This window comes from Micromonospora sp. DT47 (genome assembly GCF_049844475.1).
Lineage (GTDB): Bacteria > Actinomycetota > Actinomycetes > Mycobacteriales > Micromonosporaceae > Micromonospora.
Genome location: NZ_JBNCLC010000005.1, coordinates 272,380 through 297,881, shown reverse-complemented (window position 1 = coordinate 297,881; position 25,502 = coordinate 272,380). Strand labels below are relative to the sequence as shown.

General features: G+C 70.0%; 45 protein-coding genes. 41 read left to right on the top strand and 4 right to left on the bottom strand.

The features are described 5' to 3' along the window. Nucleotides 1-147: 147 nt before the first annotated feature. From ACLQ2U_RS10830 to ACLQ2U_RS10680, 31 genes are all read left to right on the top strand, one after another. The gene (locus ACLQ2U_RS10830; RefSeq protein WP_425750442.1) at nt 148-363 is read left to right on the top strand and encodes a hypothetical protein; all 216 of its coding nucleotides are present in this window, start codon (nt 148-150) and stop codon (nt 361-363) included. Further along, nucleotides 360-566 (top strand): hypothetical protein, encoded by a 207-nt coding sequence (locus tag ACLQ2U_RS10825; protein WP_425750441.1) that lies wholly within the window; start codon nt 360-362, stop codon nt 564-566. Before ACLQ2U_RS10830 ends, ACLQ2U_RS10825 begins: the two co-directional genes overlap by 4 nt. Nucleotides 567-665: 99 nt before the next feature. Continuing rightward, complete coding sequence (locus ACLQ2U_RS10820) at nt 666-905, top strand: hypothetical protein (RefSeq protein WP_425750440.1); 240 nt, start codon at nt 666-668, stop codon at nt 903-905. A 110-nt stretch (nt 906-1,015) separates the two neighbouring features. After that, on the top strand, nt 1,016-1,354 hold the full coding sequence (locus tag ACLQ2U_RS10815; RefSeq protein ID WP_425750439.1) for a hypothetical protein: 339 nt from the start codon (nt 1,016-1,018) through the stop codon (nt 1,352-1,354). A 28-nt stretch (nt 1,355-1,382) separates the two neighbouring features. Continuing rightward, nucleotides 1,383-1,598 (top strand): hypothetical protein, encoded by a 216-nt coding sequence (locus tag ACLQ2U_RS10810; RefSeq protein WP_425750438.1) that lies wholly within the window; start codon nt 1,383-1,385, stop codon nt 1,596-1,598. A gap of 107 nt (nt 1,599-1,705) precedes the next feature. Then, on the top strand, nt 1,706-2,644 hold the full coding sequence (locus ACLQ2U_RS10805; protein WP_425750437.1) for a hypothetical protein: 939 nt from the start codon (nt 1,706-1,708) through the stop codon (nt 2,642-2,644). 506 nt (nt 2,645-3,150) lie between these two features. Next, complete coding sequence (locus tag ACLQ2U_RS10800; RefSeq protein ID WP_425750436.1) at nt 3,151-3,330, top strand: hypothetical protein; 180 nt, start codon at nt 3,151-3,153, stop codon at nt 3,328-3,330. 96 nt (nt 3,331-3,426) lie between these two features. Beyond that, nucleotides 3,427-3,918, top strand: coding sequence for a hypothetical protein (locus ACLQ2U_RS10795; RefSeq protein WP_425750435.1), 492 nt, complete (start codon nt 3,427-3,429; stop codon nt 3,916-3,918). Continuing rightward, nucleotides 3,902-5,521: a hypothetical protein gene (locus tag ACLQ2U_RS10790; RefSeq protein ID WP_425750434.1), complete on the top strand. Its 1,620-nt coding sequence runs from the start codon at nt 3,902-3,904 to the stop codon at nt 5,519-5,521. Before ACLQ2U_RS10795 ends, ACLQ2U_RS10790 begins: the two co-directional genes overlap by 17 nt. Before the next feature lie 14 nt (nt 5,522-5,535). After that, nucleotides 5,536-6,966, top strand: a complete 1,431-nt coding sequence (locus tag ACLQ2U_RS10785; protein WP_425750433.1) for a phage portal protein — start codon at nt 5,536-5,538, stop codon at nt 6,964-6,966. Between the two features lie 63 nt (nt 6,967-7,029). Next, a complete protein-coding gene (locus tag ACLQ2U_RS10780) occupies nt 7,030-8,034 on the top strand; it encodes a hypothetical protein (RefSeq protein WP_425750432.1) in 1,005 nt (334 codons plus the stop codon). A gap of 44 nt (nt 8,035-8,078) precedes the next feature. Next, complete coding sequence (locus ACLQ2U_RS10775; RefSeq protein ID WP_425750431.1) at nt 8,079-8,621, top strand: hypothetical protein; 543 nt, start codon at nt 8,079-8,081, stop codon at nt 8,619-8,621. Between the two features lie 28 nt (nt 8,622-8,649). Beyond that, nucleotides 8,650-9,504, top strand: a complete 855-nt coding sequence (locus tag ACLQ2U_RS10770) for a P22 coat protein - protein 5 domain protein (RefSeq protein WP_425750430.1) — start codon at nt 8,650-8,652, stop codon at nt 9,502-9,504. Then, nucleotides 9,504-9,683 carry a hypothetical protein gene (locus tag ACLQ2U_RS10765; protein WP_425750429.1) on the top strand — a complete coding sequence of 60 codons (180 nt, stop codon included), beginning with the start codon at nt 9,504-9,506 and terminating at the stop codon, nt 9,681-9,683. Before ACLQ2U_RS10770 ends, ACLQ2U_RS10765 begins: the two co-directional genes overlap by 1 nt. 19 nt (nt 9,684-9,702) lie before the next feature. Beyond that, a complete protein-coding gene (locus ACLQ2U_RS10760) occupies nt 9,703-10,284 on the top strand; it encodes a hypothetical protein (RefSeq protein ID WP_425750428.1) in 582 nt (193 codons plus the stop codon). A gap of 1 nt (nt 10,285) precedes the next feature. Then, nucleotides 10,286-10,714: a hypothetical protein gene (locus tag ACLQ2U_RS10755; protein WP_425750427.1), complete on the top strand. Its 429-nt coding sequence runs from the start codon at nt 10,286-10,288 to the stop codon at nt 10,712-10,714. Between the two features lie 13 nt (nt 10,715-10,727). Then, complete coding sequence (locus ACLQ2U_RS10750) at nt 10,728-11,555, top strand: DUF4082 domain-containing protein (RefSeq protein ID WP_425750426.1); 828 nt, start codon at nt 10,728-10,730, stop codon at nt 11,553-11,555. Continuing rightward, nucleotides 11,552-11,950, top strand: coding sequence for a DUF6093 family protein (locus ACLQ2U_RS10745; RefSeq protein ID WP_425750425.1), 399 nt, complete (start codon nt 11,552-11,554; stop codon nt 11,948-11,950). The genes ACLQ2U_RS10750 and ACLQ2U_RS10745 overlap by 4 nt, the downstream gene beginning before the upstream one ends. Further along, a complete protein-coding gene (locus tag ACLQ2U_RS10740) occupies nt 11,947-12,336 on the top strand; it encodes a hypothetical protein (protein ID WP_425750424.1) in 390 nt (129 codons plus the stop codon). Before ACLQ2U_RS10745 ends, ACLQ2U_RS10740 begins: the two co-directional genes overlap by 4 nt. Beyond that, entirely contained in the window at nt 12,333-12,764 is a 432-nt protein-coding gene (locus tag ACLQ2U_RS10735; protein WP_425750423.1) for a hypothetical protein, read from the top strand. The genes ACLQ2U_RS10740 and ACLQ2U_RS10735 overlap by 4 nt, the downstream gene beginning before the upstream one ends. A 103-nt stretch (nt 12,765-12,867) precedes the next feature. Next, on the top strand, nt 12,868-13,146 hold the full coding sequence (locus ACLQ2U_RS10730) for a hypothetical protein (protein WP_425750422.1): 279 nt from the start codon (nt 12,868-12,870) through the stop codon (nt 13,144-13,146). Nucleotides 13,147-13,149: 3 nt separating this feature from the next. Beyond that, on the top strand, nt 13,150-13,389 hold the full coding sequence (locus ACLQ2U_RS10725) for a hypothetical protein (RefSeq protein WP_425750421.1): 240 nt from the start codon (nt 13,150-13,152) through the stop codon (nt 13,387-13,389). Further along, a complete protein-coding gene (locus ACLQ2U_RS10720) occupies nt 13,389-13,868 on the top strand; it encodes a hypothetical protein (protein ID WP_425750420.1) in 480 nt (159 codons plus the stop codon). The genes ACLQ2U_RS10725 and ACLQ2U_RS10720 overlap by 1 nt, the downstream gene beginning before the upstream one ends. An 82-nt stretch (nt 13,869-13,950) precedes the next feature. Further along, nucleotides 13,951-14,457: a hypothetical protein gene (locus tag ACLQ2U_RS10715; protein ID WP_425750419.1), complete on the top strand. Its 507-nt coding sequence runs from the start codon at nt 13,951-13,953 to the stop codon at nt 14,455-14,457. Continuing rightward, the gene (locus tag ACLQ2U_RS10710) at nt 14,418-14,858 is read left to right on the top strand and encodes a hypothetical protein (protein ID WP_425750418.1); all 441 of its coding nucleotides are present in this window, start codon (nt 14,418-14,420) and stop codon (nt 14,856-14,858) included. Before ACLQ2U_RS10715 ends, ACLQ2U_RS10710 begins: the two co-directional genes overlap by 40 nt. 4 nt (nt 14,859-14,862) lie before the next feature. After that, complete coding sequence (locus ACLQ2U_RS10705; protein ID WP_425750417.1) at nt 14,863-16,929, top strand: hypothetical protein; 2,067 nt, start codon at nt 14,863-14,865, stop codon at nt 16,927-16,929. Further along, a complete protein-coding gene (locus ACLQ2U_RS10700) occupies nt 16,926-18,734 on the top strand; it encodes a carbohydrate binding domain-containing protein (RefSeq protein WP_425750416.1) in 1,809 nt (602 codons plus the stop codon). Before ACLQ2U_RS10705 ends, ACLQ2U_RS10700 begins: the two co-directional genes overlap by 4 nt. A gap of 12 nt (nt 18,735-18,746) precedes the next feature. Continuing rightward, nucleotides 18,747-19,352 (top strand): hypothetical protein, encoded by a 606-nt coding sequence (locus ACLQ2U_RS10695; RefSeq protein WP_425750415.1) that lies wholly within the window; start codon nt 18,747-18,749, stop codon nt 19,350-19,352. 37 nt (nt 19,353-19,389) lie between these two features. Further along, nucleotides 19,390-20,265 carry a hypothetical protein gene (locus ACLQ2U_RS10690; protein ID WP_425750414.1) on the top strand — a complete coding sequence of 292 codons (876 nt, stop codon included), beginning with the start codon at nt 19,390-19,392 and terminating at the stop codon, nt 20,263-20,265. A 48-nt stretch (nt 20,266-20,313) separates the two neighbouring features. Then, complete coding sequence (locus tag ACLQ2U_RS10685; protein ID WP_425750413.1) at nt 20,314-20,613, top strand: hypothetical protein; 300 nt, start codon at nt 20,314-20,316, stop codon at nt 20,611-20,613. Then, nucleotides 20,610-20,894, top strand: coding sequence for a hypothetical protein (locus ACLQ2U_RS10680; protein ID WP_425750412.1), 285 nt, complete (start codon nt 20,610-20,612; stop codon nt 20,892-20,894). The genes ACLQ2U_RS10685 and ACLQ2U_RS10680 overlap by 4 nt, the downstream gene beginning before the upstream one ends. Here ACLQ2U_RS10680 and ACLQ2U_RS10675 read toward each other — a convergent pair whose 3' ends face one another. Continuing rightward, nucleotides 20,895-21,095 (bottom strand): hypothetical protein, encoded by a 201-nt coding sequence (locus tag ACLQ2U_RS10675; protein ID WP_425750411.1) that lies wholly within the window; start codon nt 21,093-21,095, stop codon nt 20,895-20,897. It abuts the gene before it with no gap. Between the two features lie 22 nt (nt 21,096-21,117). Between ACLQ2U_RS10675 and ACLQ2U_RS10670 the strand changes: the two genes are divergently transcribed. Together ACLQ2U_RS10670 and ACLQ2U_RS10665 are read left to right on the top strand one after the other, a co-directional pair. Then, nucleotides 21,118-21,393 (top strand): holin, encoded by a 276-nt coding sequence (locus ACLQ2U_RS10670; RefSeq protein ID WP_425750410.1) that lies wholly within the window; start codon nt 21,118-21,120, stop codon nt 21,391-21,393. Continuing rightward, nucleotides 21,390-21,638: a hypothetical protein gene (locus tag ACLQ2U_RS10665; RefSeq protein ID WP_425750409.1), complete on the top strand. Its 249-nt coding sequence runs from the start codon at nt 21,390-21,392 to the stop codon at nt 21,636-21,638. The genes ACLQ2U_RS10670 and ACLQ2U_RS10665 overlap by 4 nt, the downstream gene beginning before the upstream one ends. Before the next feature lie 75 nt (nt 21,639-21,713). Here ACLQ2U_RS10665 and ACLQ2U_RS10660 read toward each other — a convergent pair whose 3' ends face one another. The 3 genes from ACLQ2U_RS10660 to ACLQ2U_RS10650 form a co-directional block, all read right to left on the bottom strand. Further along, nucleotides 21,714-22,184: a hypothetical protein gene (locus ACLQ2U_RS10660; protein ID WP_425750408.1), complete on the bottom strand. Its 471-nt coding sequence runs from the start codon at nt 22,182-22,184 to the stop codon at nt 21,714-21,716. A gap of 169 nt (nt 22,185-22,353) precedes the next feature. Next, nucleotides 22,354-22,488, bottom strand: a complete 135-nt coding sequence (locus tag ACLQ2U_RS10655) for a hypothetical protein (protein ID WP_425750407.1) — start codon at nt 22,486-22,488, stop codon at nt 22,354-22,356. Between the two features lie 133 nt (nt 22,489-22,621). Then, nucleotides 22,622-22,852 carry a hypothetical protein gene (locus tag ACLQ2U_RS10650; protein ID WP_425750406.1) on the bottom strand — a complete coding sequence of 77 codons (231 nt, stop codon included), beginning with the start codon at nt 22,850-22,852 and terminating at the stop codon, nt 22,622-22,624. A gap of 105 nt (nt 22,853-22,957) precedes the next feature. Here ACLQ2U_RS10650 and ACLQ2U_RS10645 point away from each other — a divergent pair, with 105 nt between their 5' ends. The 8 genes from ACLQ2U_RS10645 (at nt 22,958) to ACLQ2U_RS10610 (ending at nt 25,495) form a co-directional block, all read left to right on the top strand. Next, nucleotides 22,958-23,134: a hypothetical protein gene (locus tag ACLQ2U_RS10645; RefSeq protein ID WP_425750405.1), complete on the top strand. Its 177-nt coding sequence runs from the start codon at nt 22,958-22,960 to the stop codon at nt 23,132-23,134. Nucleotides 23,135-23,187: 53 nt separating this feature from the next. After that, on the top strand, nt 23,188-23,346 hold the full coding sequence (locus ACLQ2U_RS10640; protein ID WP_425750404.1) for a hypothetical protein: 159 nt from the start codon (nt 23,188-23,190) through the stop codon (nt 23,344-23,346). A gap of 76 nt (nt 23,347-23,422) precedes the next feature. After that, nucleotides 23,423-23,644 (top strand): hypothetical protein, encoded by a 222-nt coding sequence (locus ACLQ2U_RS10635; RefSeq protein ID WP_425750403.1) that lies wholly within the window; start codon nt 23,423-23,425, stop codon nt 23,642-23,644. Next, a complete protein-coding gene (locus ACLQ2U_RS10630) occupies nt 23,641-23,820 on the top strand; it encodes a hypothetical protein (RefSeq protein WP_425750402.1) in 180 nt (59 codons plus the stop codon). Before ACLQ2U_RS10635 ends, ACLQ2U_RS10630 begins: the two co-directional genes overlap by 4 nt. Further along, complete coding sequence (locus ACLQ2U_RS10625; protein ID WP_425750401.1) at nt 23,820-24,149, top strand: hypothetical protein; 330 nt, start codon at nt 23,820-23,822, stop codon at nt 24,147-24,149. Before ACLQ2U_RS10630 ends, ACLQ2U_RS10625 begins: the two co-directional genes overlap by 1 nt. Continuing rightward, nucleotides 24,146-25,069 (top strand): ABC transporter permease, encoded by a 924-nt coding sequence (locus ACLQ2U_RS10620; protein ID WP_425750400.1) that lies wholly within the window; start codon nt 24,146-24,148, stop codon nt 25,067-25,069. Before ACLQ2U_RS10625 ends, ACLQ2U_RS10620 begins: the two co-directional genes overlap by 4 nt. After that, nucleotides 25,069-25,281: a hypothetical protein gene (locus tag ACLQ2U_RS10615; RefSeq protein WP_425750399.1), complete on the top strand. Its 213-nt coding sequence runs from the start codon at nt 25,069-25,071 to the stop codon at nt 25,279-25,281. The genes ACLQ2U_RS10620 and ACLQ2U_RS10615 overlap by 1 nt, the downstream gene beginning before the upstream one ends. Further along, nucleotides 25,274-25,495 (top strand): hypothetical protein, encoded by a 222-nt coding sequence (locus ACLQ2U_RS10610; RefSeq protein WP_425750398.1) that lies wholly within the window; start codon nt 25,274-25,276, stop codon nt 25,493-25,495. Before ACLQ2U_RS10615 ends, ACLQ2U_RS10610 begins: the two co-directional genes overlap by 8 nt. Nucleotides 25,496-25,502: the final 7 nt, after the last annotated feature.

The following is a 25,502-nucleotide window of genomic DNA, read 5'->3' as shown; positions in this document are numbered from 1 at the left end:
AAGTGGCACAGGCACCGAACGTGACCACCCACCCGTCCAGGGCCAGCAGTTGTGGCCCGACTTGTGAACCGAAAGGAGTCGAGGACCGTGACCGAGTTGTTGACCCGCGGTGAGGTCGCTGAGCTGATCGGCCGCCACCGTCGCACTGTGCCCCGTTGGACTGGGGCCCGCGGCATCGTCCGCTTCCAGGATCCCACCGACCCGCACCGCCGCTGGTTGTACCCGGGTGCGCCGATCCGGGAGGCGCTCGCCGTGGAGCAGCCCCGTCCGGTGCCGGGTGCGTGGCGTCTGGCCCGCTTCATCCGCAACCCGCTCAACCACGTTCCGCACCTACGGATTGATCAAGGAGGTGATCCGACGTGAGCTACTACGTGATGAAGCTCTACGGGCTGATCTGCAACGTCTGCGAGGCGTCGGAGGAGCACGTCCCTCGGGCGGATGAGCCGCGGAAGCTCGCGGACACTCGCGCCGAACTCGCCAAGTGGGGCTGGACGTACGTCGCCGGCTTGGACGTCTGCGGAAAGCGGGATGCCGAGCACCAGGCAGTGAGGTCCAGCCGTGACTGACCTCGTTCCCGTGCAGCGGAGCAGCCCCGGCCGGTGCCGGGTGCGTGGCGTCTGGCGCGCTTCATCCGCAACCCGCTCAACCACTGAGGAGACCGACCGATGAGCACCACCGCCGCGAGTACCCGACACCTCCACACGATCTACCGCGGCGAAAAGCCGTGGGACTGGGCGGCCCTCTACGTCGGGCACGTCCAGCCGCGAGGGTTTCGCACCTACTGGCGCAACCGGTACCGGTGGCAGCTCCACCTCACGCCCATCCACTTCCACCGCGACGGCGAGAAGTGGGAGGTGGGGGTGTGCCTCGGCAGGCGAACGGTCTACGTCAAGAGGCACCGATGACTGGCGTCGTCACCGTGATCCACAGTCCGGTTTAGACCGATACGCGAAGCATCATAGTGACCATTATTGTGCGCCGCCGCGTTGAGCGGCCCAACCAAGAGGAACTCGCAATGGCCCTGCCCTACACCGCCGCCCGCGAGTGGGCCACCGAACACGGCCACCCGCAGCCTGACGACCGGATGCTCAACGCCTACGGCGAGGCCCTGCTCCGCGACGCGTACTGGAAGCTCCGCCAGCACGCCGATGCCTACCGGAACACGAACGGCTACCGGAGGGCCCAGGAGCGCTGGGAGCAGTCGGGTGGGCGCGATGACGAGCTGCTGCACAAGCTGTCGATCCACGTGCACTACGCCCGTGGCATCGAGGCTGCCGCCCGGGAGATCGCCGAGATGCTCGGCGTTCCCGAGCACGAGATCGACGAGCCGGAGACCACCACCGTGCTGCGCTGAGCGGCCCAACCAGGAAGGACCAACAGCCATGGGCGAGAAGCCCTACACCGACGCCGACGTCGAGCTGGTCGCTTCAACCTTCATCACAGAGGCCAAGAAGAACCCGGTCGACACCAAGGCGCCCGCCTGGACCGGGGTGCAGACGCGGATGCTGCTCGGGCCTACGGAACACGACATCGCCCGCGCCGTGCTGGACGCCCTCGCCATCGCCGAGCGGCTCGCTCCGCCGAAGCAGACCCCGTAGACGCCGGCGGGCCCCCGAGGATTCGCCACCCGGGAGCCCGCCGCACCGCACCCCCGCCAGGGCGCCACACGCACCGGCCAGCCTACAACCCGGGGGGACCGAACACCGTGGACCGCAACGCCACCCTCACCACCACCTGCGACCTGTGCGGCAAGCCGCTACCGGACACCGCCTACGTGTGCCCCCGCTGCGCGAACCGCACCGCCGAGCAGCTCGCCGCCGTCTGGGACGTGGCCGGCGAGGTCGAGGTGACCGTGGCCCGGCTCGCCCGCTACTCCGACCGGCACGGCCGCACCCTGCCCGACGACGACCCCGACGGCCGGCCGGACGGTGGGCTGAAGGTGACGCCGCTGCCGTTCGACCCGTCCGCCCGCAACCGGGGCAACGACGCCGGCAACACGATCACCACGTGGGCGCGTCACGTCGCCGAGGAGCGCGGTGGTGGCCCGGTGCGCCCCGGGCCCGTGATCGGGCCGCTGTGCCGCTCTGGGGCGGGCTGTCGGCATCAGACGTGCGCGCTGATCCGCAGCCGGTCCGTGCCGCACCCGATCGCCCGGGCCGCCGAGTACCTGCTGGGTCATCTCGGGTGGCTGCGGCATCGGCCTGAGGCTGAGGAGGCGTTCGACGAGCTGGGCGACGCCTGCCGCACGCTGGTCCAGGTGGTGGACGCTCCGCCGCCGCTGTGGTACGCCGGCCCCTGCTACACCCAGGGCGACGACCAGGTGTGCAGGGAGGAGCTGTACGCGCGCACCGACGACGGCACCGTGAAGTGCCCGGCCTGCAAGACCCGGCACAGCGTGACCGAGCGGCGGCTGTGGCTGCTGCGGGAAGCTGACGACGTCCTCGCCCACGCGTCGCTGCTCGCTGCGGCGTTGACGGTGCTGGACCGGCCGGTTACGGCGAGCATGGTGCGCAACTACGCCGACCGGGGGCGGATCACCGCGCACGGGGTGGATGAGCGGGGGCGTCCGCTGTACCGGGTCCGTGAGGTGCGTGCGGTGGTGGCTGACGTCGCATACCGGCGCGCCGCAGGTGTGGCAGCTTGACAATCGTCTGACCAGTGCGGACGATAGATCTACAGCGCTAGAAGTGTCTTCGGAGCCCCGCCTTCCCCCCGTGTAGGCGGGGTTTCGGCATGTCCGGGGGTGAGCACCATGCCCCGAGCACTGCGGGTCTGCCCATGCACGGGATGCGCAGAACACGAGCGCAGCTGCCCTGAGCTGACCACGGGCGGACGGTGCGAACGCTGCACCAAGACGGCAGACCAACGTCGGGGCACACGCCAGCAGCGCGGCTACGGCCAGGCACACACCAACCGATTCAGGCCTGGTGTCCTACGCCGCGATCCGCTGTGCGTGTGCACCGACGAAGGCCACAGCCATGGAGCCCAGTGCCTGGCACCCAGCACGGTGGCTGACCACTGGCCGCTGAGTAGGCGTGAGCAGGTAGCCGCAGGCATGGACGCCAACGACCCAGCCCATGGGCGTGGGCTGTGCAAGCCATGCCATGACCAGCACACCAGCGAGGCGCAGCCCGGAGGGTGGAACGCCAGGTGAGCAGCGTCCACGTGGTGCCGGTCAACGACCTGATCACCCACGACAGCAGCGGTGGACAGGCCTGCGTATGCGGGCCCACTGAACAGCCCGTCAAGGGTGAGGACGGGTCGGTGCGATGGATGGTCGTGCATCACAGCCTCGACGGACGCGAGCACACCGAACCCAGGTCACGCTGAGTGACGTATGGGGTGGGGGGTGACCCCCAGGGCGGTCCTGAGCAGGACCGCCGGGGAGGGCCGCCCGGGGTGCGCAGGGTTCAGACGTTCAGGCCAGTGACGCAGGGTGAGGTGGTGGCCGTGGCGCGCGGTGGTGCTCGCAACCGGTCGGGGCCTCAGCCTGACGAGAACTCGCTGAAATCGGCGAAGGTCGGCTACTCGCTGACCGCGCTGCCTGGCGAGGGGTACTGCGGTGAGGTGCCGACGTTCCCGCTGCCGGGCTGTTCGGAGCGGGAGGCGCAGGTCTGGGAGCAGGCGTGGCGTACTCCGCAGGGCGCGGCCTGGTCGATGGAGTCCTGGCGGCATCGGACGGTGGCCCTGTGGGTGCGTTGGTCGGTGCGGATGGAGGACCCGGAGGCGGGCGCCGCGCTCGGCAACGTGGTCGTCCGGCTGGCTGACCAGATCGGCATGACGCCGGCCGGGCTGAAGGAGAACGGGTGGAAGATCGCCCGGGATGAGGTCGCCGAGCGGCGGGACGCCCCACCGCAGCCCGTGCGGCCGTCGAGCCGTGGCCGGTTGAAGGTCGTGGCCGGTGGCGACGGAGCCTGAGTTCGTCGTTGACTTCCCCACCCTGTGGGTGACCTGCGACTGGATTGAGCAGCACTGCATCGTTCCGGACGGGTTCCGCAAGGGCGAGCCGTTCGAGATGTACGACTGGCAGCTGTGGTGCAGCGCGAACCACTACCGGGTGAAGCCCGCGGCGCGGGTCGGCCAGTTGGCGACGGCGTTCCACTACCGGCGTTCGCAGGCTGTGGCGCCGCAGAAGACGGGCAAGGGTCCGTGGACGGCGGCTATCTGCGCGGCTGAGGCTGTCGGGCCTGTTGTGTTCGCGGGCTGGGCCGCCGGCGGTGAGCGGTACGACTGCCGTGACCATGGCTGCGGCTGCGGCTGGGTGTACGTGTATGAGCCGGGCGAGCCGATGGCGATCCCATGGCCGACGCCGCTGATCCAGCTCACCGCGTTCTCGGTGGAGCAGACCGACAACGTCTACCGCCCGTTGCAGTCGATGATCCGCAACGGGCCGCTCGGTGAGCTGATGAAGGTCGGTGAGGAGTTCATTCGCCTGCCGAACGATGGCCGCATCGACGTGGTGACCTCGTCGGCGATGTCGCGGCTGGGTAACCCGGTGACGTTCGTGATGCAGGACGAGACGGGCATCTGGACGGTCACGAACAAGATGGACCGGGTGGCCACGACCCAGCGGCGTGGTGCTGCGGGTATGGGTGGCCGGACGATGGAGACCACGAACGCGTGGGATCCGGCCGAGGACAGCGTCGCGCAACGGACGTCGGAGTCGTCCCGGCCGGACATCTTCCGCTTCCACCGTCTTCCGCCTGCGTCGCTGTCGTACAAGAACAAGGCTGAGCGGCGAAAGATTCACCGGCACGTCTACGCGGGCTCCCGGCACGTCGACCTGGACGCGATCGAGGCAGAGGCTGCGGAGCTGCTGGAGAAGGACCCGGCCCAGGCGGAGCGGTTCTTCGGTAACCGGATCGTCTACGGCGCTGGCGCGTGGCTTGAGGGCGACCGGTGGGATGCCCGCGCTGATCCTCGCGTGGTCCCGGACGGGACTGCGGTGGTGGCCGGGTTCGACGGCAGCGACGTGGACGACTGGACGGCGATCCGGTTGGAGACCGAGGACGGCTACCAGTTCACGCCGACGTACGGGCCGGACCGGCGGCCGACGATCTGGAATCCGGCGGAGTGGTCGGGGCAGGTGCCCCGCCTTGAGGTGGACGCCGCCGTCGACGAAATCTTCACCCGCTTCCGGGTGATCCGTTGGTATGGCGATCCGCCGGGCTGGGAAACCGAGCACGACCAGTGGGCTGCGAGGCACGGCGAGAAGCGGGTCATCCGGTTTGAGACGTACCGGCCAGTGCAGATGCACGCCGCCGCTGAGCGGCTGTTCACGGACGTGATGAAGGCGGAGAGCACGTTCACCCAGGACGGCTGCCCGATCACCGCCACGCACGTCCGCAACGCCCGGAAGGTGGCCCGGCCGTCGCAGCGGTACGTGCTGGGCAAGCCGTCCCAGCAGCAGAAGATCGACGCCTGCGTCACCAGCATCATCTGCCATGAGGCGGCCGGTGATGTGACTGCCGCGAAGCTCTGGCCTAGCAAGGGCCGCCGCAAGCTTGTCGTCATGAGGTGAAGGGGGAAACCCGTATGGCGCTCCCCGACACCGAAGCCGCATGGGTTGACCGGCTAGCGAGACTCCACGAGACGGACCTGGCGAAGCTGCGGGAGCTGAACTCCCTCTACGAGGGCACCGCGCCGCTGCACTACCTGCACCCGGAGATCCTGCGGGAGGTCGGGGACCGCATCAAGGCCGTCGCGCTCGGTTGGCCGATGCTCGCCGTGGATCCGCTCGAGGAGCGCCTCGACGTGCTCGGCTTCCGGTATCCGGAGGACGACGACCAGGAGGTCACGCCGGAGGAGCTGGCGAGCCTCGCCGGAGACAAGAACCTGCAGCGGGTGTGGCTGGACAACGAGCTCGACACGGAGTCGCAGCTGGGGCACGTGGACGCGCTGGTGATGAAGCGCGCGTACATCGCGGTTGGCGCCAACGAGGGCGACTCCGATACCCCGCTGGTGACCGTCGAGTCGCCGCTGGAGTTGTTCGCCGAGGTCGATCCCCGTACCCGGGCCACCCGCGGCGCGCTTAGGCGTTGGGCGGACGGCCAGGATTCGCTGGTTCGGACGGAGGAGGAGTTCGCCACCCTGTACCTGCCGAACGCCACGATCTGGTACGACCGGGGCCAGGACGGCTGGCGGGAGCAGGGCCGGGATGAGCACAACCTCGGCGAGGTGCCGATCGTTCCCCTCGTCAACCGGGGGCGGCTGGCCGATCGGTACGGCCGGTCGGAGCTGACGGAGCCGCTGCTCAGCTTGTCCCACGCTGCAAACAAGATCGCGACGGACATGATGGTGGCGGCCGAATTCCACGCGATCCCGCTGCGGGCGATTTTCGGTATCGGCCCGGACGATCTCGTGGATCAGGGCGGCAACCGCATGTCTGCGCTGCAGGTGATCCTTGGTCGCCTACTCACCATCCAGGGCGACGGCGCGGGCAACGAGGTCAAGCCGTTCGAGTTCACCTCGTCGTCGCTGTCGAACTTCCACGCCACCCTCGACCAGCTCGCCAAGCACACGTCCGGTCTGCTGGGGCTGGATCCGGGCAACTTCGGTATCACCACCAGCAACCCGGCGTCCGCGGACTCCATTCGTGCCCGGGAGGCGCGGGCGGTGAAGCGGGCCGAGCGCAAGCAGCGCGGTTTCGGTGGGTCGTGGAGGAAGTCGCAGCGCCTGGTCCTGCGGTTCCAGGAAGGCGACTGGGATCCGCGGGCGAAGCGGCTGGAGACGATCTGGCGGGATGCTGCCACGCCGACGCGGGCGCAGGCTGCGGATGCTGCGATGAAGCTGCTCGCTGAGGGCGCGATCACCAAGCGGCAGACCCGCGAGGATCTCGGCTACACGCCGGGTCAGATCCGGCGTATGGAGGCTGAGGACGAGCAGGCCGCCGAGCGGGATCCGATCGCCGAACTCGCCCGGGCGCAAGCCGTTGGAGCGCCGCCAGTCATCCCCGAACCGGAGTAGCCGGTGAGCCTCCGGACGGTGGCGAGGGAGCACTACCGGTCCCGGTCCCGGCTGGTGCGCGGCATGGACCGGTTGGCGTCGCTGCTGTGGCGCCGGGTCGACCGGGCTAACATCGCGGATTCGTGGGCGGGGCTGGTTCCGAGCCTGCTTGGCCCGCTGCTTGGTGCGCAGCGGTCGGCTGCCGCGTCGGCTGACGCGTATCTGTCTGCGGTGCTCGCCGAGCAGCGGCTGAGCCCAGTCGCAGTTGGGCGGGTCAACGTCGATGCCCTGGTGGGTGTCGCCTCGGATGGCCGCGAGCTGCAGGTGCTGCTCAATCAGCCGTCCCTGACCGCGCTGACCGCGCTGAGCCGCGGGTACACGCTCGATCGGGCGATGGCGTCCGGCGAGGCGGCGGTGCGGATGATCGCGGCGACGCAGGTTGCTGACGCTGGGCGGGCCGCCGATGAGGTGGCGATGACCGCGCATCGGGAGGCCACCGGGTACGTGCGGATGCTGAGCCTGCCGGCGTGCGCTCGGTGCGTCATCCTGGCCGGCAAGTGGTACGAGTTCAACGCCGGTTTCCTGCGGCATCCGAAGTGCGACTGCGTCCACGTGCCAGGTAGCGAAGACACCGCTGAGGATTTGCGCACCAACCCGCAGAACTACTTCGACAGCCTGACTGCCGAGGAGCAGGACCGGATCTTCACCAAGGCCGGCGCGGAGTCGATCCGCCTCGGCGCCAACATGAACCAGATTGTCAACGCCCGGCGCGGCGCCGCCGGGCTGACGCCGGCCGGCGCCCGGATCACCGGCCCTGAGGCGCGGATCCTGCGCGGTGGACGGTCCCGCGGCCGGTTGCAGGCCCAGGACGTGTACGGCCGTGAGCTGCTGGTCACCTCCGAGGGTGTGACGGTGCGCGGCGTGGCCGGTATCCGGCTGGGCGCCCGGCAGACCGGCAGTCGCAGGGCGGGCGACCGGTACCGGTCGGCGAAGACGCCGCGGCTGATGCCCGAGAGCATCCTGCAGATCGCAGGTGACGACCGCGAAGAGGCCCTAAGGCTGCTCCAGCGGTTTGGCTACATCCTCTGACCGCCCCGCACGGGACGGTCCCATATCCCGCACGGGAGACCCGCATGACCGACCAGCCGACCGACACGACCCCCATGGAGACCCCTGCCGTACCGGCTCCTGCACAGGATCCGGCCACCGCTCCGACGAAGCCGGAGACGGACTGGAAGGCCGAGGCGCGCAAGTGGGAGCAGCGGGCGAAGGAAAACTCCTCCGCCGCGAAGAAGCTCACCGAGTTTGAAGAGGCGCAGAAGACCGAGGCGCAGAAACTCGCCGACAGGGCCACCGCTGCCGAAAAGGCCGCCGCCGCCAAGGACGCGGATTTGCTCCGGTTGCGCACCGCCCTCAAGCACGGGATCTCCGACGAGGACGCCGAGACGTTCCTGACCGGCGCTGACGAGGAATCCCTGACCAGGCAGGCCGAAAGGCTTGCGGCGCTGCGCGGCCCGTCGGGGCCGCGTACTCCGGCCCCGGATCCGTCACAGGGGGCGCGTTCATCCGCTGGCCCAACCCAGCTCACCCGCGATCACCTGAGGCGAATGAGCCCCGAGCAGATCGAAGACGCCCGCGTGAAGGGCCAACTAAACGACCTGCTCGGAGTCAAATGACACGTTGACCAAAAGGAGCTAAGCCGTCATGGCTGTTACCAACTTTGTGCCCGACATCTGGTCGGCGCGCATCCTCACCGCCCTCTCCCGCACTGCTGTGGGCGCTGGCGTGTGCAACCGGAACTACGAGGGCGACATCGCCCGCGCCGGTGACTCGGTGAAGATCACCAACTTCGTCGACCCGACCGTCCGCGACTACACCGTCCACACCGACATCCAGATCGACGACATCGACGACGCCACCCAGTCGCTTCTGATCAACCAGCAGAAGTACTTCGCGTTCGAGCTCGACGACATCGAGCGGGCGCAGTCGGTCAACGGTGGCGCGGTGATGGCTGAGGCCACGAAGCGTGCCGCGTACGGGCTGAAGAACGTGCTCGACGCGTTCGTGCTGACCACGATGGCTGCCGGCGCCTCCGCTGCCGCGCCCGACCACCTGGTCGCTGAGGCGACGGTCACCGCGACGACTGCCTACACGGCGCTGGTCGACTGGAGTGTGCTGCTGGACCAGGCGGACGTTCCGGAGGAGGACCGGTTCGCGGTTGTCTCCCCGGGGTTCCACGGTCTGCTGCTGAAGGACGACCGGTTCGTCAAGGCTGGCGATGACCCGTCGGCCGCGTCCCGTCAGAACGGTCGTGTCGGTGAGGCCGCGGGCTTCGACATCTTCAAGTCGAACAACCTCCCGGCTGGGCCCGGCGCTGGCGCTGGCACGTCGATGATCGCCGGCTACCGGGGTGCGACGACCCTGGCCGAGCAGATCGTGTCTGTGGAGGCGGCGCGCATGGAGAAGCGGTTCGCCGACATGGTGAAGGGCCTCCACGTCTACGGCGTCAAGGTCACCCGGCCGACCGGGCTGGTCGTCGCTGACGTGATCCTCGGCTGATGGCCGGCAAGCGCAGGTTCCGCGGCCCGGGTGGGGGGATCTTCGTCCCCCACCGCACCGTGAGCGAGGTGACGATCAAGACGCTCGTCGAGGCTGGCGAGTGGACGCCTGTCGAGGACGAGCCGAAGAAGGCCGTACCGGCGAAGAAGGCGGCCAGGCCGGCCGCAAAGTCGGAGTAGTGAGGGAGGCGAGGATCTTATGGCCGATCAGCTTGCGACGCCGGCGGACCTCGCCTCCCTGCTGCAGCAGGATCTGGACGCGTCCACGGCGGCCCTGGTCTTGGAGGCTGCGACCGCCGTCGTCCAGTCGTTGACGGGGCAGCGGATCGTCGAGGTTGTGGGGGACACGGCGACCCTGCTCGGTGGTACTGACGGCTGGCTGGACCTGCCGCAGCGTCCCGTATCGGCGGTCACGTCGGTGACGCTGGACGGGGATGCCGTCGCGGAGGGCACGACCACGGGCACGTACCGGCGGCACGGCTCCCGGTTGTGGCGGGATACCGGCTGGGCGACCTGCTACACGGAGCCGTCCACGGTGGTGGTGGTCTACACCCACGGTTATGCGGCGGGCAGCCAGGAGTTGCAGTTCGCCCGGTCGGCGGTGCTGTCCCTGGCGAGGGGCGCCTACTCCAACCCGTCCGGCGCCACACGTGAGGCCATCGACGACTACTCGGTTGCCTACGAGGTCGCGGCTGCGGCGATGGACGCTTCGCCGCACTTGAAGGCCGCTCTGCGGCGCCAGTACGGCCGGCGTGCCGGCCTCGTTCGCATCGGAGGCTGACATGCCAAACGCTGAGTTTGACCCGTTCAACGAGGGCATCCTCGACGGGACGATCAACCTGAGTAGCGGCACTGCCAAGTGCGCGCTGGTTCGCTCGTACACCTACTCCGCCGCGCACAAGTTCGTGAGCGATGTGACGGGTGCGGGTGGGGTGCTCAACGGCACCAGCGCGGCCCTGTCCAGCAAGACGTTCACGCTGGGCGTGTTCGACGCGGATGACACGTCGGTGACGGCAACGGCCAGCGCGGTCAACCATGGTCTGCTGCTGTTCCAGTCCTCGGCCGCGGCAGGCGGGGCGGATGTGGCGGTGACGGCGCAGCGGCTGATCGCCTACTACGACACGGGGACGGGGCTGCCGATCCAGCCGGGCACGGGCACGGTGGCGATCACCTGGCCGGCTTCGTCGCCGAAGATCCTCAAGGTCGGCTGATCGGGGGGTAGCAGTGGCCGAGTCCCTGTTCACCTCCCAGACGCCGACGGGGACGAACAACTCCGACGGCGCCCCGGGCATCTCCACTGGCACGTCGCTGATTTTCGCCGTGCCCGGTTCGGTGACGGGGGTCCGGTTCTTCGCGACGACCACGGTGTCGGGCGCCTATACGGCGGCGCTGTATGAGGTGGCGATCGGTGATACCACCACGGGGACGCTGCTGGCGTCGAAGGTGATGGGCGGGTCGCCGACCGCCGGGGCGTGGAACGTTGTCACGTTCGACTCGCCGGTGTCGGTGGATACCTCCCACCAGTATCGGGCGGTCATCCACTCGGGCGCTGGCCGGTACGTCAGCACGTCGAGTTTTTTCGGCTCGCCGCTGGTCAGCGGGAACATCACGGCGCCCGCGGACGGCACGAACCCGCTCGGCGTCGGCACGCTGCGCAACGGGACTTTCGAGGTCAACGCATCTCTGGCGTACCCGGCGGATTTCTTCAGCGCGTCCTGCTACTTCGTTGACGTGGTGTTCGACACCGGTGGCGGTGGTTCGTCGGTTGCGCCCGACGGCGTCAGTGTGCCGGTGGTGCTCGGGGATCCTGCGCTGGTCTGGTCCGGCGGCGTCGCTCCGGATGGCATCGCCGCTCCCGTGGCCCTCGGGTCTCCGTCGCTGGCGTGGTCCGGTGCGGTGAGCCCCGACGGCGTCTCTGTCGCGGTGGTGCTGGGCAGTCTGCGCGTGAGCGTTCCCGGCACCGTCGTCGCTCGACCGAACACCGGCACAGTTTCCCGTCCGGCGTCTGGCGTTGTGGTCCGACCTGATCTCGGGGTGGTGAGTCGACCGTGAGCGCAGCTTCCCTGATCGCCCGCGGCCGGGCTGCCGCTGAGTCCTTGATGACAGACGCGTGCACGATCCGACGCCGCACCGGCGAGGCGACGGACCCAAACTCAGGCGTCATCACCCCGACGTACGGCGACCCGCTCTACTCCGGCAAGTGCCGGGTGCAGCAGCGGACGAACGCGGGGCAGGGCCAGGACGTCGGCGAGGCGTTCGTGCTGGTGACCCGCTTCGAGGTGCAGCTGCCGATGTCGGCGACGGGCCTGGTCGAGGGCGATCAGATCACCATCACCGCGTCGGCGCTCGATCCGGACCTCGTCGACCGGGTGTTCACCGTGCGGGACGTGGCGGCCAAGTCGCACCTGACGGCCCGGCGAGTCGGCGTGACGGAGGTGCTGTCGTGAAGGTGACCGTGTCCTCCACGGGCATCAATGACCTGAAGATTGTGCTGGAGTCGGCTGCCGAGGACGCGGTCGACGAGGCCAAGAAGGTCGTGTCGAAGGGCGCGCTGAACATCAAGAAGGACGCCCGCCGGTTCGCCAGCGGCATCCGGCACGCCCCCTCCTACCCGTACTCGATCGGCTACGACACGAAGGTGTCGGGATCGTCGGTGAGCGCGGAGATCGGGCCGGACAAGGACAAGCGGCAGGGCGCGCTGGGCAACATCCTGGAGTACGGCACGGTGAACAACGCCCCGTTCGCGCACCTCGGGCCGGCCCTCGACATTGAGGGGCCGAAGTTCGTGGCCGCCGTCGAGCAGCTCGGCGTGGACCTGCTGGAGGGCCGGTGACAATCCAGGCCCACGCGCAGGCGGTGCTCGACTTGCTGGATGCGGACGACGTGCCGGCGGCGCTGGTCGTCTACGACGGGGTGGTCCCGTCGGGCATCGACCCGAAGACGTCCCCGTACGTCCTCGTCTACTTCGCCACCGTCACGCCGGGCGCGGCCGAGGCCCCGGACAAGGTGGACCTGACCGGCGACTCGGATGTGGTGCAGGTCGACGCGTACTGCCACAGCGTGGGCGGGTCGGGTGCGGCGGCGCGGATCGTGGCGACGCGGGTGCGGGCTGCGCTGCTGAACGTCCGCCCGACGATCTCGGGCCGGGTGTGCTTCCCGATCCGGCACGTCGACAACCAGCCGCCGCGGCGCGACGAGGACACCGGCTCCCTGGTCGTCGACCAGGTCGACGTCTACCGCCTGCTGACCGTTCCGGCCTGACCTCCGCCATCGGGCGGGAACCAACCAACGAAGGGGGCGCCCGATGGCGCTACTGACTGCTGTCCGCCCAACGGCGGCCGGAGCTACGAGCACCGGAGCGACGGTGACCACCTCCGACACGATCTCGGCGAACGACATCGGCGCGCGGGGCGCGTACCTGGTGGTCATCAACGGCGCCGGGGCGCCGATCACGGTCACCGTGTCGGACTCGTCGCTCACCCCGGTCGGCAACCCGGCGACCACCACCGCGTCGTCGGTGACGAACGCCACCAGCAAGACCTTCTACATCTCGCCGGCTGCCGTCAACCTCACCACCAACGTGGTCACGGTCGCCTTCTCGTCCGCCACGTCGGTCACCTACCAGCTGTTCCCGCTGGGCTGAGGCATGGCTGACATCGAGTGGGTGTGGATGAAGCACCCCGGGGGCACCGAGGCGGCCCCGTTCGCACCGGACGCCGCCGAGTTCTGGCAGGCGCGCGGCTGGGAGATCACCGAGAAGCCCGCAGAGCCGGACCCGACCGCCGAGCCGGCGCCCACCACGACGATCACCGACACCGAGCCGGTGGCGAAGACCACCACGAAGACCGCCGGCCGTCAGCGCCGCGCCGGAACTGAGGAGAGCTGATGGCCGACATTCCCGTTGACGGCAACACCCGGGTCGCCTGGGTGCCCGCCATCTCCAACAAGGCGCTGCCGACGACCACCGAGCTCAACGCCGGCCTGCTGCTGCAGTCGCTGGTGACCGCCGACGGCCTGGCCGGGTTCGAGCCGGAGACCGCCGACGTGGACACCACGTCGCTGGCCTCGACGTTCAACACGGTCACGATCGGCCGGGACACGTTCTCCGGCACGATGCTGCGGCTGAAGAAGCAGGACGGCACCGACACCGCCTACAACACGCTGATCCGGGGTGCGGCCGGCTACATCGTGATCCGGCGCGACGTGCTGGAGACCACGGCGTGGACGGCGGCCCAGAAGGTCGAGGTCTACCCGGTGGTGTGTGGGCAGACGAAGCGGCTGAACCCGGAGGCGAACACGGTCGCCCGGTACGAGGTCCCCACGAAGATCACGTCCGCGCCGGAGCTGCGCGCTGTCGTCGCCTAGCCAGACCAGGGAGGCGGGCCACCCCAGCCCGGCCCGCCTCCCTGCACCAACCCTCGGGCTGGACAGGGCTGGGAGACGAAGCATGGATGTGAAGGACCTGATCAGGGGTGCGCGGCTGCCGGAGGCGACGGTGCCGCTGTGCCTGCGCGCCGACCTGGTCGCCGACTACGAGCGGACCCAGCGGGACCTGTCCGCCGCGCAGGCCGCGGCCGGGGATTCCCTCGCCGGGTCTGGTGGCGCGGCGAAGGCTCTCGAGGACCGGCTCGCGGCGCTGCGTGAGGAGATGGTCGGCAGCACGCTGACGGTGACGCTGCGGGCGTTGCCGTCGCCCCGCTACCAGGCGCTGATGGATGAGCACCCGCCGCGGGTGGTCGACGACAAGATGGACCGCCGCGACGGGGTGTTCGGCTTCAACGTCGACACCTTCTTCACCGCGCTGGCCCGGGCGTGCACGGTCGCTCCGGAGCTGGACGCCGAGGACTGGGCGGCGCTGCTCGGCGACGACGGGAAGCTCACCGACGCGCAGGTAGAGAAGCTGTCCACCGCCGCGTGGAAGTTGAACAAGAAGGACGTCGACCTCCCTTTCTGATCCGCCGCCTGGCTGTCGAGCCGGAGCTGCGGGCGCGGATCGAGGCGGCGGAGCGGCTGGGTATTTCCCCGCGCCGGCTGGATGGGTGGGAGCCGGCCGAGTCCACCTCGTACGAGTACGACGGTGGCCGGTTGGTGCGGTCGGTGACGGTGCGGGAGTCGGAGTGGTCTGACGCCGATCGGGCGTGGATGGCGGCGCTGGTCGGCTACCGGGCGACGTTGTGTCCGTGCGGCTGCGGTCATTTGGCCGACGACACCCTCGCCCATGAGGACGACGGCCGCCGGTGGGTGGCGCCGCCGCCGGCGCGGTGTAGGGCGCGGACGGCGTTGGCGATTGCTCAGGCGCAGCACCAGGACAGTCCACAGCCGGAGGCGTTGCTGTGGCGAGTGGAGAGGCGGTGACCGGGTGGCCCGTACCGTCAAGGTTGATCTGCTGTTGGAGGCCGCCCGCTATGTGCGGGGTGCGCGGGACGCGGAGAACGCCACTGAGAAGCTCGCTGACGCTGTTGATGATGCTGGTCGGGCTGGTGAGAAGGCGTCGGAGTCGACGGAGCGGCTCGGCGACGGCCTGAGCGATCTGGCCGCGGACGCGCGTCGGCTGGATGGGCAGATCGCGGACACGACCCGGGGGATTCGGGATCTGGCGCGGGAGATCGCCCGGACGTCGGATGCGGCGGAGCGGGCGAAGCTGACCAAGCAGCTCGGGCTGGAGCAGGGGAAGCAGCGTGAGCAGGTCAGCCTGCGGAGGCTGATCGACGTCGGCTCCGCCGGCGACATGGGCGCGGATCTGGCCGGGCAGGTGTCGGTGTCGTTCGCGGCGAAGCTGGGTCCGTTGCTGGCGCGGGCGCCGATGGCGGGCATGAACCCGGCTGTCCTGGCGATCGGGGCGCCGATCGCGGCCGGGCTGGTCACCTTGGTCGGCACTGCTGTCGGTGGGGCGATCGTCGGCGCCGCCGGTGTCGGTGGGGTGCTCGGCGGCCTGGCCCTCGCGGCGAAGGACCCGCAGGTCAAGGCCGCCGGCACCAGGCTGGGCGATGACCTGTCGGAGATGCTCGGTCGGGCGTCAATGGCGTTCGTGCCGGAGACGCTCGATGCGATCGACACGATCCGCAACCGCGCGTTGAAGCTGGAACCCGCCTTCACCCGGGCGTTCTCTGCCGCGTCGCAGTACCTGGATCCGCTGCTCGACGGTCTGCTGGACGGGGCCGAGAACGTGATGCCGGGGCTCACCAAGGCCATCGAGGAGGCCGGGCCGGTCATCGACTCGATCGCCGACGGGCTGCGGGAAATCGGCGACGCGATCGGCGACTCTTTTGCCGACCTCGCGCCGCACGCCGACGAGGGCGCCCGCGCGCTGGGCATCCTGTTCGAGGCTGTGGAGTGGGGCATTCGCGGCACTACCGCGCTGGTGGTGGGTCTCTCCGAGCTGTATGCGGCCGGGGAGAAGGTCGGGGCGTGGCTCACCGGCGATTTGCCGTTCTTCTATGCGCTGATCACGGCGCAGGAAGGGGCCGGTGGGAAGTCGCAGGAGCTGGCCACTGGCCTCGGTGGTGTGGGTAGCGCGGCCGGGACCGCCGCCCGCAAGGCCCTCGACCTGGTTGACGCGTTGCAGATTCTCAACGGCGTGCAGCTGAACGCGAACGAGGCGGAGAGGGCGTTCCAGGGGGCGGTGGACGACGCCCGGACGGTGTTCGACAAGAAGGTCGGCAGCATCAACCTGGGTACGGAGCGGGGCCGGAAGTACAGCGAGGCGCTCGACAAGATCGCTACGACGGCGAAGACGTCGGCGCAGGCCGTCTTCGAGCAGACCGGGTCGGTGGAGAAGGCCAACGGGAAGATCAACGAGGGTCGGACCGCGCTGTACAACCAGGCCCGGCAGTACGGGCTGTCGGAGACGGCGGCGTGGGCGTACGTCAACAGCGTCCTGTCGATCCCGAAGAAGTGGAACACCGAGGTCAAGGCCAACACGACGCAGGCAGATGCGCAGATCGCCGCGCTCAAGGCGCGCATCGCCAGCATCGACCGGCGCATCGACATCAAAGCCGTCATGACCACCTCGTACGCGGGGACCTTCCACTCCGGGCAGGGCTATTCGACGGGTATGCGGTGGGGTGGCGTCACCCCGATCCACGCCCGCGATGGGCTGCTCAGCAAGGCGTCCGTGTTCTCCGCCGGTGCCCGGCCGCTGTACGCGTTCGCTGAGCCGGAGACGGGGCAGGAGGCGTTCGTGCCGCGCAACGGCGACCCGCGGCGGTCGCTGGGCATCCTCGACCAGGCGGCCAGCTGGTACGGGGCGACGGTGCGTCCGCAGATGGCGCCCGCGATGGTCGCCGGCGGCGGCGGGTCGAAGGTCTACAGCTCGACCTACAACATCAACGTGCCGGCGACGGCGAACCCGGCGGAGACCGGCCGCGAGGTCGTCCGCGCCATCGAGGCGTACGAGCGGGGCAACGGGAGCGGGTGGCGGCGGTGACGCCGGAGCTGATCGTTGAGGTCGGGTTCACCGCACCGCTCACCGGCACTGCTCTGCACCTGAACGACCAGGCGCGCGGGCTGCTCGACCACAACACGTTGGGCGCCGACGACCTGTTCACCGACGTGTCGGGGTGGGTGACGCGGTTCCAGACCCGGCGGGGTGCGACGCGGACGGACTCGCCGCTGCTGCGCTACGAGCAGGGCACCGCCACGATCGTCCTGCGCAACGACGACAGAAGGTTCGATCCGACGAACCTGGCCGGCCCGTACGTGGTGGCCGGGCGGTCGCAGGTGGAGCCGATGCGGGCGGTGCGGATCCGCGCCCGCATCAACGGGGTCACGTATCCGCTGTGGCGTGGCTTCGCCGACAAGTGGAAGGTCGGCTACGACGGCCCCGGCTCGTCGGTGGTGACCCTCACCTGCGTGGACGGGTTCGCCGCGTTCGCCTCCTACGACCGGAACGAGTCCGTGTCGGCTGGGGCGGGTGAGGATTCCGGCGCCCGCATCAACCGGATCCTCGACTCGATCGCCTGGCCGGACGGCGACCGGATGGTTGCCGTCGGGGACAGCGTGTTGCAGGCGACGACCCTCGCGGCGAACACGCTCACCGAGCTCCACTTGACGGCGGACTCGGAGATGGGCGAGCTGTTCATGGACGCCGACGGGAGGGTGCGGTTCCGTAACCGGCTCGCGTTGGCCGAGTCGCTGCGGTCCGCGCGGCCTTTGGCCCGCCTGTCCGACGCCGCCGACGAGTCCGGCGCGGCCACCACCGTCAACCTGGTCACGAACCCGTCGTCCGAATCGGGCATCACCGGCTGGCTGGCTGGCGGGTTCGCCAACTTCCCCGTCCTGACCCATTCCTCCACCCGCGCCATGTTCGGCAGCTTCAGCGTGCTGGCGACGTGGGCGACCGCCACCCCCGCCGACATCCCGCTGATCAACTACACCGTCGACGGGTTGACGGCTGGCCGCACCTACACGTTCTCCGTGTACGCGTACGTGCCGTCCGGGTCGCCGTCGGTGGTGTGTGTCCTCGCCGCGACGGGCCCGTGGGGCGCCGACACGGGCGGTGTGACGGACCAGTGGGTGCGGCTCACCCTCACCACCACCGTCGCCGCGTCGTCGGTCAACTTTCAGGTGTGGCCGGCGCTCTCGACCACGACCGCCGGTCAGCAGGTCTGGCTGGACGGCTTGCAGGTGGAGGAGAGCCCCACCGTCACCGACTACGTCGACGGGGACCAGCCGGGCGCCGAATGGGACGGCGTCGCGCACGCGTCCACGTCCCGCCGGCTGCCCGCACTTCCCTACGCGGACGTGGAGCTGGACAACGCCACCGAAGCCGTCTTCAACCTGATCAGCATCGCCCGCACTGGTGGGACTGCGCAGGTGGTGGAGGACGCCACATCGAGGACCGCGTACCTGACCCGCACGTTCAGCCGCACGGATCTGCTGCTCACCACCGACGCCGAATGCCTGCAATACGCGTCGTCGCTGCTGGGGCAAGCGTCCCGGCCGCAGGTGCGGTTCGCGTCGATGCGGCTCCGCCCGGCCGGGGATGACCGGTTGTGGCCGCAGGCCCTCGGCCGGGAGATCGGCGACCGCCTGGGTGCGACGCGCACCCCGCCCGGCGGTGGGACGCCGATCGAGCGGGAGGTGTGGCTGCGCGGCATCAGCCACCAGACGGGGGACGGCCTCGCCGACTGGACGACCGAGTGGGTGTTCCAGTCCGCGGCCGAGTCGTCGTGGCTGGTGCTGGACAACCCGACGTCCGGGGTCCTGGACGACAACATCCTCGCCTACTGACCTGGGGGAAACGTGCCTTTCAAGACGTTCGGCGCCGGTGACGTCCTCACCGCAGGCGACGTGAACGACTACCTGATGGAACAGGCGGTCATCACCTGCACGTCCGGGACTAGGCCGTCGTCCCCGGGCGAGGGCATGACGATCTACGAGACGGACACCGACCGGATCTACACCTACGACGGCACGACGTGGCGGGTGGTGGTGCGGCTCGGCGCGTGGGTGGCGTACACGCCGACGGTCTCGCCGGCGTCCGGCAGCTTCGTCATCGGCAACGGCACGCTCCTGGCCCGGTACACGCTGCTGGGCCAGGCGGTCTGCTTCAAGATGAAGCTCACGTTCGGGTCGACGACCACCATCGGCTCTGGCTCGTCGTACTCGTTCGGGCTGCCGCCGGTCACCCGGGACACCACCGTCGACGATGTGTTCCCCGCGATCCTGATTGACTCGTCGGCGTCCACGGTCGGCTACCGCTCGTCGTCGGCGTTCTCGTTCACCACGAACGACTTCGGGATCATCCTGCACGAGGGATCCACCGGGCAGTTCGTGGGCCCGACAGCGCCGTGGACGTGGGCCAACGGTGACATCATCCGCGTCTCCGGCACCTACCAGGCCGCCTGATGCGCGGCCCGATTCCCGTCTGGGCGGAGGTACCCCAGTGACGTCGGCACCTGCGAACCTGCTGGCCGTGCGCCGGCTGCTGCTCGACCACCTGCACATCGAGGCGGCGGCGCTCGGCATCACCGGCGACCCTGACCACCGGGGTGGCTACCACTGCGGCGCCGACCGGGTGCTCCCCGAGGACTACTCGGTGGTGGAGTCGGCGCGGGACCGCACCGGCCTGGCTGACTGGGCGTGCGCCCTGGACGTCGGCGACTTCTCCGTGAGCGTCGCTGGGAAACGGCACACCCTGGCCACCTTCAGCATGTGGCTGGTCGCCCAGTGCAAGGCGAACGCCGCCGACACCCGCGACATCCGGGAGATCATCTACTCCCCGGACGGGCAGGTGGTGCGCCGCTGGGACCGCCTCGGCCGGCGCACCTCCGGCGACAGCTCGCACCGCTGGCACACGCACATCTCCTACCACCGCGACGCCATCAAGGCCGGCCGCGACCAGAGCGCCGTGATGCGCCGCTACCTGACCGAGATCGGACTACTGGAGGACGACATGCCGACGCTCGACGAGATCCGCACCCTGCTCCGGCAGGAGCTCGGGACCGTGCCTGGGGCTGTCATGGGCAGCCCGTCCGCGCCCTGGGTGAAGGGCAGCATCTCCGCCGGCGGTGCCATCTTCGAGATCCACGGCCAGGCCAAGGCCATCCGCGCCGGCCAGGCCGCGCTGCTCGCCGCCGTCGAGGGCGTCGACACCGAGCAGGTGCTCGCCCGCATCGACCAGCTGGCCGCCGAGGACCAGGCCCGCGATGAGCAGCTGGCCGAGCTGGTCCGCGCCGGACTGGCCGGCGAGGTGGCCGCCGAGGAGGTGCTCCGCCGCATGGGCGAGATCCTGACCGCCGGCACCACCCCCCAAGGGTGAGCCCCGCAGATTCGGCGGTGCTGCTGGCGGGAAGGTTAGGACCTGTGCGTGGCGATGAAAACAGAACGCCTCATCCGGATCGCCCTGGACGTCGGATGCATCCTCGTGGGACTGGGCGGGATCGTGCACCAGACAGTCCTCGTCCCACCCGGGCAGGCGTCAGCGGCGCTGCTGGGCACGTTCGTGGCGGTGCTGGGGATCCCGGCCGGCGTGGGGCTGCTCTCGCTGCGCAGCAATGGCGGAACGACTACAACCAGCGGGCCATCGCCATCTCCAGCGCCGGACTCACCGCCGCCACCATCATCATCGCCGTCGCAGGCGCCGTCCGAGGCGGGTGAGCGGCAGTGACGCGACCGGAGCCGGGGGCCGAGCGCGAACGTGAGCTGCGGAGACGCCTACGGCGGAGCTGGGACCTGCTCGCGGTGTCCTTCGTGTGTGCGTTCCTCGCCGCCGCCTCGTCGATGATCTACGCCAACAAGGTGTCGCGGGACAGCCAAAGGCAGTGGTGCGGCGTCGTGACCACCCTTGACGACGCGTACAAGGTGACGCCTCCGCAGACGCCGGCCGGGGTGAAGATCGCCCGGGACATCAAGCGGCTGCGCGACCAGTTCGGCTGTCCTCCCCGGTAGCTACTCGCCGTGGACGTGGTCGGGGTCGTAGACCAGCTCGTCGCACTCCCGGCACGTCCACACCCGCACGCCCCACCGGCAGGTCGGGCACGCCTGCGTGGACGGCGCCCATTCGTCATGCCCGGACAGGCACGGCTGCGGCGACCATTCCCGCCACACCCGCGAGCCGTCCGGCTTGCGCACGTATCCACCACGCACCACGACTCTGACTCTAGGAGCACCGATGGGCACCTCCTACCTGCGCACCCGCGAATTCTGGGCCGGGGCCCTCGAGCGGGCCGTCCGCGCCGCCGCCTGGACCATCGCCGCCGTACTCGGCGTGCCCAACGCCGGCGAGGCCGTCGGCGTCGACGTCCTCCACGTCGGCTGGCGTGACGCCGCCACCCTCGCCCTGGGCGCGGCCGTGGCGTCGCTGGTCGCCTCCATCGTCGCCGGGAAGGTCGCCGGCCCCGGCGGCTCCCCGTCGCTGGTCGACGACCGGCCCAACACACTGCGGTGAGCGGCTGGACCTGGCTGTGGCTGGCCTGGATCGCCTGGTTCCTGCTGGTCGAGGGCATGGCCCTGTTCAACAGCAATCCCGGCGACACGCTCTCCGAGCACGTGTGGGCTTGGTTCGGCACCCAGCGCCGCAAGCCGGGCGAGCCCGAGCGGCGACGCTCCGGCTGGACGCAGATCCGCCGGGTCATCCTCCTCAGCTTCATGGTCTGGCTGACCGTGCACTTCCTCACCGGCGGCTGGGCCTAACCTGCCCTGCACGTACTGCGCCCCCTGCTGGCTCTTCGGAGCTGGCAGGGGGCGCTTCGTCGTGTTCAGGGCCGCTCAGACGCAGGTCGCGTTCTGCCACGCCGCGTAATCGTCGTGCACCTTCCGCGCAGCTACTGCCACCGCCAATGCCGTCTTGTCGTCCGCTTTGCCGCCGATCGTCAACTCCGCGTTGAGGATCGCAAGGTCCAGGTTGTACTGCGCGATCGCCGACGCCAGCGCCTTGGACGGCTGATCGGCGTGCCCCTCCACCGCGCGGAGATACGCCTCCCCGTCCTCCATCGCCATCTTGACGTCCAGCTCGGTGATTCCGGCAGCGTCCACCGCCGACTGCGGCACCGGGGGGCCCTGCCACGCCCGGTGGGCTCGGTCGATGTTGGCGCACTCGATTTCGATGGCGGCGGGCCGGCCAGTCGTGGCGGCCGTGCTGGGGGATGGGGCTGCGGACGGCTCGGGGTCGCTGGAGCAGCCGGCCAGCGCGGCGACCAGGAGCAGCGCGGCGGGGAGAAGGCGGCGGGTGCGGGTCATGCCGGGCACCGTAGCGCCGCCTGTCAATGCCGGTTGGGGCGTGCCGCGGTTGCCAGGTAGTCGCGGCGCATCCGGCGGCGGTCCCGGCGGCACTGGCCGCACGCCCACGGCAGCAGCCACCACCGGCCGCAGATCCAGCACGTCATACCGCGCACCGTATCCACAGGCGTCAAACCAGCTCGACCGGGCGCGACTTCTCGCCGACCAGCAGGACCCGGCGGCCCCGCCCGCACCAGTCGGTGACCACGTAGGCCAGTCCGGCGAGGACGACGGCGAGGCCGACACCGGCGAGGTAGAACGCCACGGGAGGCTCCTTCGGATCGAGATTACGTCTCACATGAGACGTTAACCGATCCGAGCAAGCGTTTCAACTGACACACAAACCGGCCCCACTGCCTCCCGCTGGGAGGTGGTGGGGCCGGTCTTGTCGTCGCTGGTCAGGCTGAGCGTGGCCCGAACTTCCGGTTCAGCGTGGCCCGGTTGAACCGCGGTGGCGTCTCGTCGCCGCAGAGGTCCGTGTCGAGCACCTTCGCGTCGCGTGCCCGCTTGATCGACTGCCATGCCTTCTCTTCAGCAGCCTCGGCGGCCTGAGCGTCGGCGACAGCCTCGGCGAGCAGTGCCTTCTGCTCGTCGGTGTAGACGGTCTTGGGTCGGATCACGTCGGTCACGCTATCAGCTCCTTGTCTCAGTTGACACAGCAACCCTCGCGGCGTTAGCGTCTCATCAGAGACACGAACACGCAAGCGAGACCGAAGGAGCCCGAGTTGTTCCAGATGAGCACGAAGACCCGCAAGGCCCGAGCCGCGTACCGGGCGGCGCGCCGAGGGCTGAACCTCGACTGCGGCCACGACTACGAGTGCGCCGAGTACGTGTTCGCCCAGGACCGCGTCATCCGCGCCGAGAAGCGCCTCCCGTGGTGGAAGCGCCTCGACATCGACCTGACCGTCTGACCCACACAAGGCGGCCCCCGGGCAGCGATTCGAACGCGAGATGGAGGAACCGGATGGCCAGCACGGACAGCGAGACCCCGGCGGGCGTCCTCGCCCACATCGGGCGCGACAAGACCACCGAGAGCAAGGCCCAGCGGGCCACCGAGCGGGACCAGCGCAACACCGAGGCCCGCGACCGGTACGAGTTCCGCACCAACGAGTGGCCCAGGTAACCCACCAACGTAGGCGGCCCCCGGGCAGCGATTGCACCGCTGACCGAGGGCCTTGATCGGGAGGAAGCCCCGACCCATGGAAATGATCCCCCACGCGGCCACGCCCGCGCAGCCCACCACGAAGCGCAACTACCCGATGCCCCGCCCGGCCGATGACCCCCGGTTCACGTTCGGCCTCGTCATCGACGTGTCCCAGGCGCTGACGGAGCGCGGCTACCCGCAGCCGACCGGCGCGGACCTGGCGGAGCTGCAGCAGGCCCTGTTCCGGTTCCTGTACCGCGAGGGCGGTGACCGGTGAACGGCTACTTCGTCCTGGTCCTGATCGTCGGCCCGATCCTCGCTGGCGGGCCGCCCCTGCTCGCCATCTGGCTGTGCGAGCGGCACGCCAACCGGTACGCCGCCGCCGTCCGCAAGCAGCACGCCCAGCCCATCCCGGCGCAGACCCGCCCCCGCCAGAAGGCGCTGGTCCGCTGATGTGCCGCACCGTGCTGATCCCCTGCGACCGGCAGCACTCGACCAGCGACGGCGGCTCCTTCGCCGCCGTCCTGGCCGGCGTGGCCATCGCGCAACTCGCCCGCGCCACCTGGTGGATGCTGAAGCACTTCACCATCGGCCTCTACGTCATCGCCGCATGGACCGCCCCGCGCGTCTGGCGGCTCACCCGCACGGCGTACCGCGCCGGCCGGCGCCGCTGGCTGACCCGCACCGTCGTCCTCGACCGCGAGCCGGTCGCCGCGATCACCGCCACGACCACCCTCCCGGTCCTCGCTGACCTCCGTCTGAAGGAGCCCGCGAACTCATGACCACCACCATCGAGCCCACCGACCTCGACCTGCTGGTCGACCCGTGGGCCCACGCCGAACCCATCACCCCGCCGCCGGCACCCGACCCGGCCGGCGACGGACTCCGCCCCGCCGTCCGGACGATGCTCGCCGAGCTGGACGCCCACTTCGGCGGCGAGGACCCGGGCAGCATCGACAAGGCGGCCACCGCCATGAAGGCCGTGTCGAAGACGCCGGAGTCGTGGGGGTCGCGCGGCCAGGTCGCCGACGCGGTGAAGGCGTACCGCGCCAAGCACGGCATCGAGGCGAAGCCGGCGGCGAAGAAGGAGCCCGCCCGTACCGCCCCGCCGAAGCAGAGCCGTACCGCAGCGGTACGCCCGACGCCGACCCCGCCCGTACCGCCCGTGGTACAGGCCGACCCGCCCACCGTGGTACGCCAGCCCGTACCACCGCCGCCCACCGTGGTACAGCCGCAGCCCGTACCGCAGCCCGAGCCGGTGGTACGTACCGCGCCGCGCAAGCCGGTCGTCGTGTGGCCGGTCGTGATCCTCGCCCAGCCCGCGTTCATCGCCGTGTGGTCCGGGTGGGTCGGGCTCGGCGGACTCACCGGCTTCGGCGTCGTTCACCCCCTGCCCGGCATCGCCGACTGGATCAGCCTCAACACCGCCATCACCCTGCCGATCGGCGTGGAGACGTACGGCGCGTACGCCCTGTACGTCGCGCTGTCGGGTCGGGTGCCCACTCGGGCTCGGCGATTCGCCACGTGGTCCGCCATCGGCTCCCTGGTCATCGGCGCGCTCGGCCAGGTCGCCTACCACCAGCTCGTCGCCGCCGGCGTGAGCGCCGCCCCCTGGTGGATCACCACGGCCGTGTCGGTCCTGCCCGTCGCCGTGCTCGGCATGGGCGCCGCCCTCGCCCACCTCGTACGAGAGGACGCGTGATGAGCCTCGCCGACATCGTGGGCGTGGGCCTGGGGCTGGCCCTCGCCGCACTGGTCGCACTGCTGGCGCTGGCCTGGCTCGTCTTCCACATCCGCTCCCGCCGCGAAGAGGCCGCCTACCAGCGGCGTAAGACCGCGAAGGCAGCCGAGATCGCCCAGCTCAACGCCCAGTTCCACGCCCCCGCCCACGACAAGGAGGCCCGCAATGGCTGACCGCTGCGAGATGTGCCCCGCCCTCCGCGCCGAGAACGCCATGCTCCGGTCCCAGATCACCCTGCTGCAGGCCACGATCTCCCGGCTCATCGGCGGGACCACCGGAACCATCGCCCTCATCGACAACGAACTCGAAGAGCCCACCATGCCCCGCCACCAGCTCATCCCCGTCGTCAGGGAACGGCTCGTCGACGTCCTGTCCAGCGCCTACTAAGGGAGGT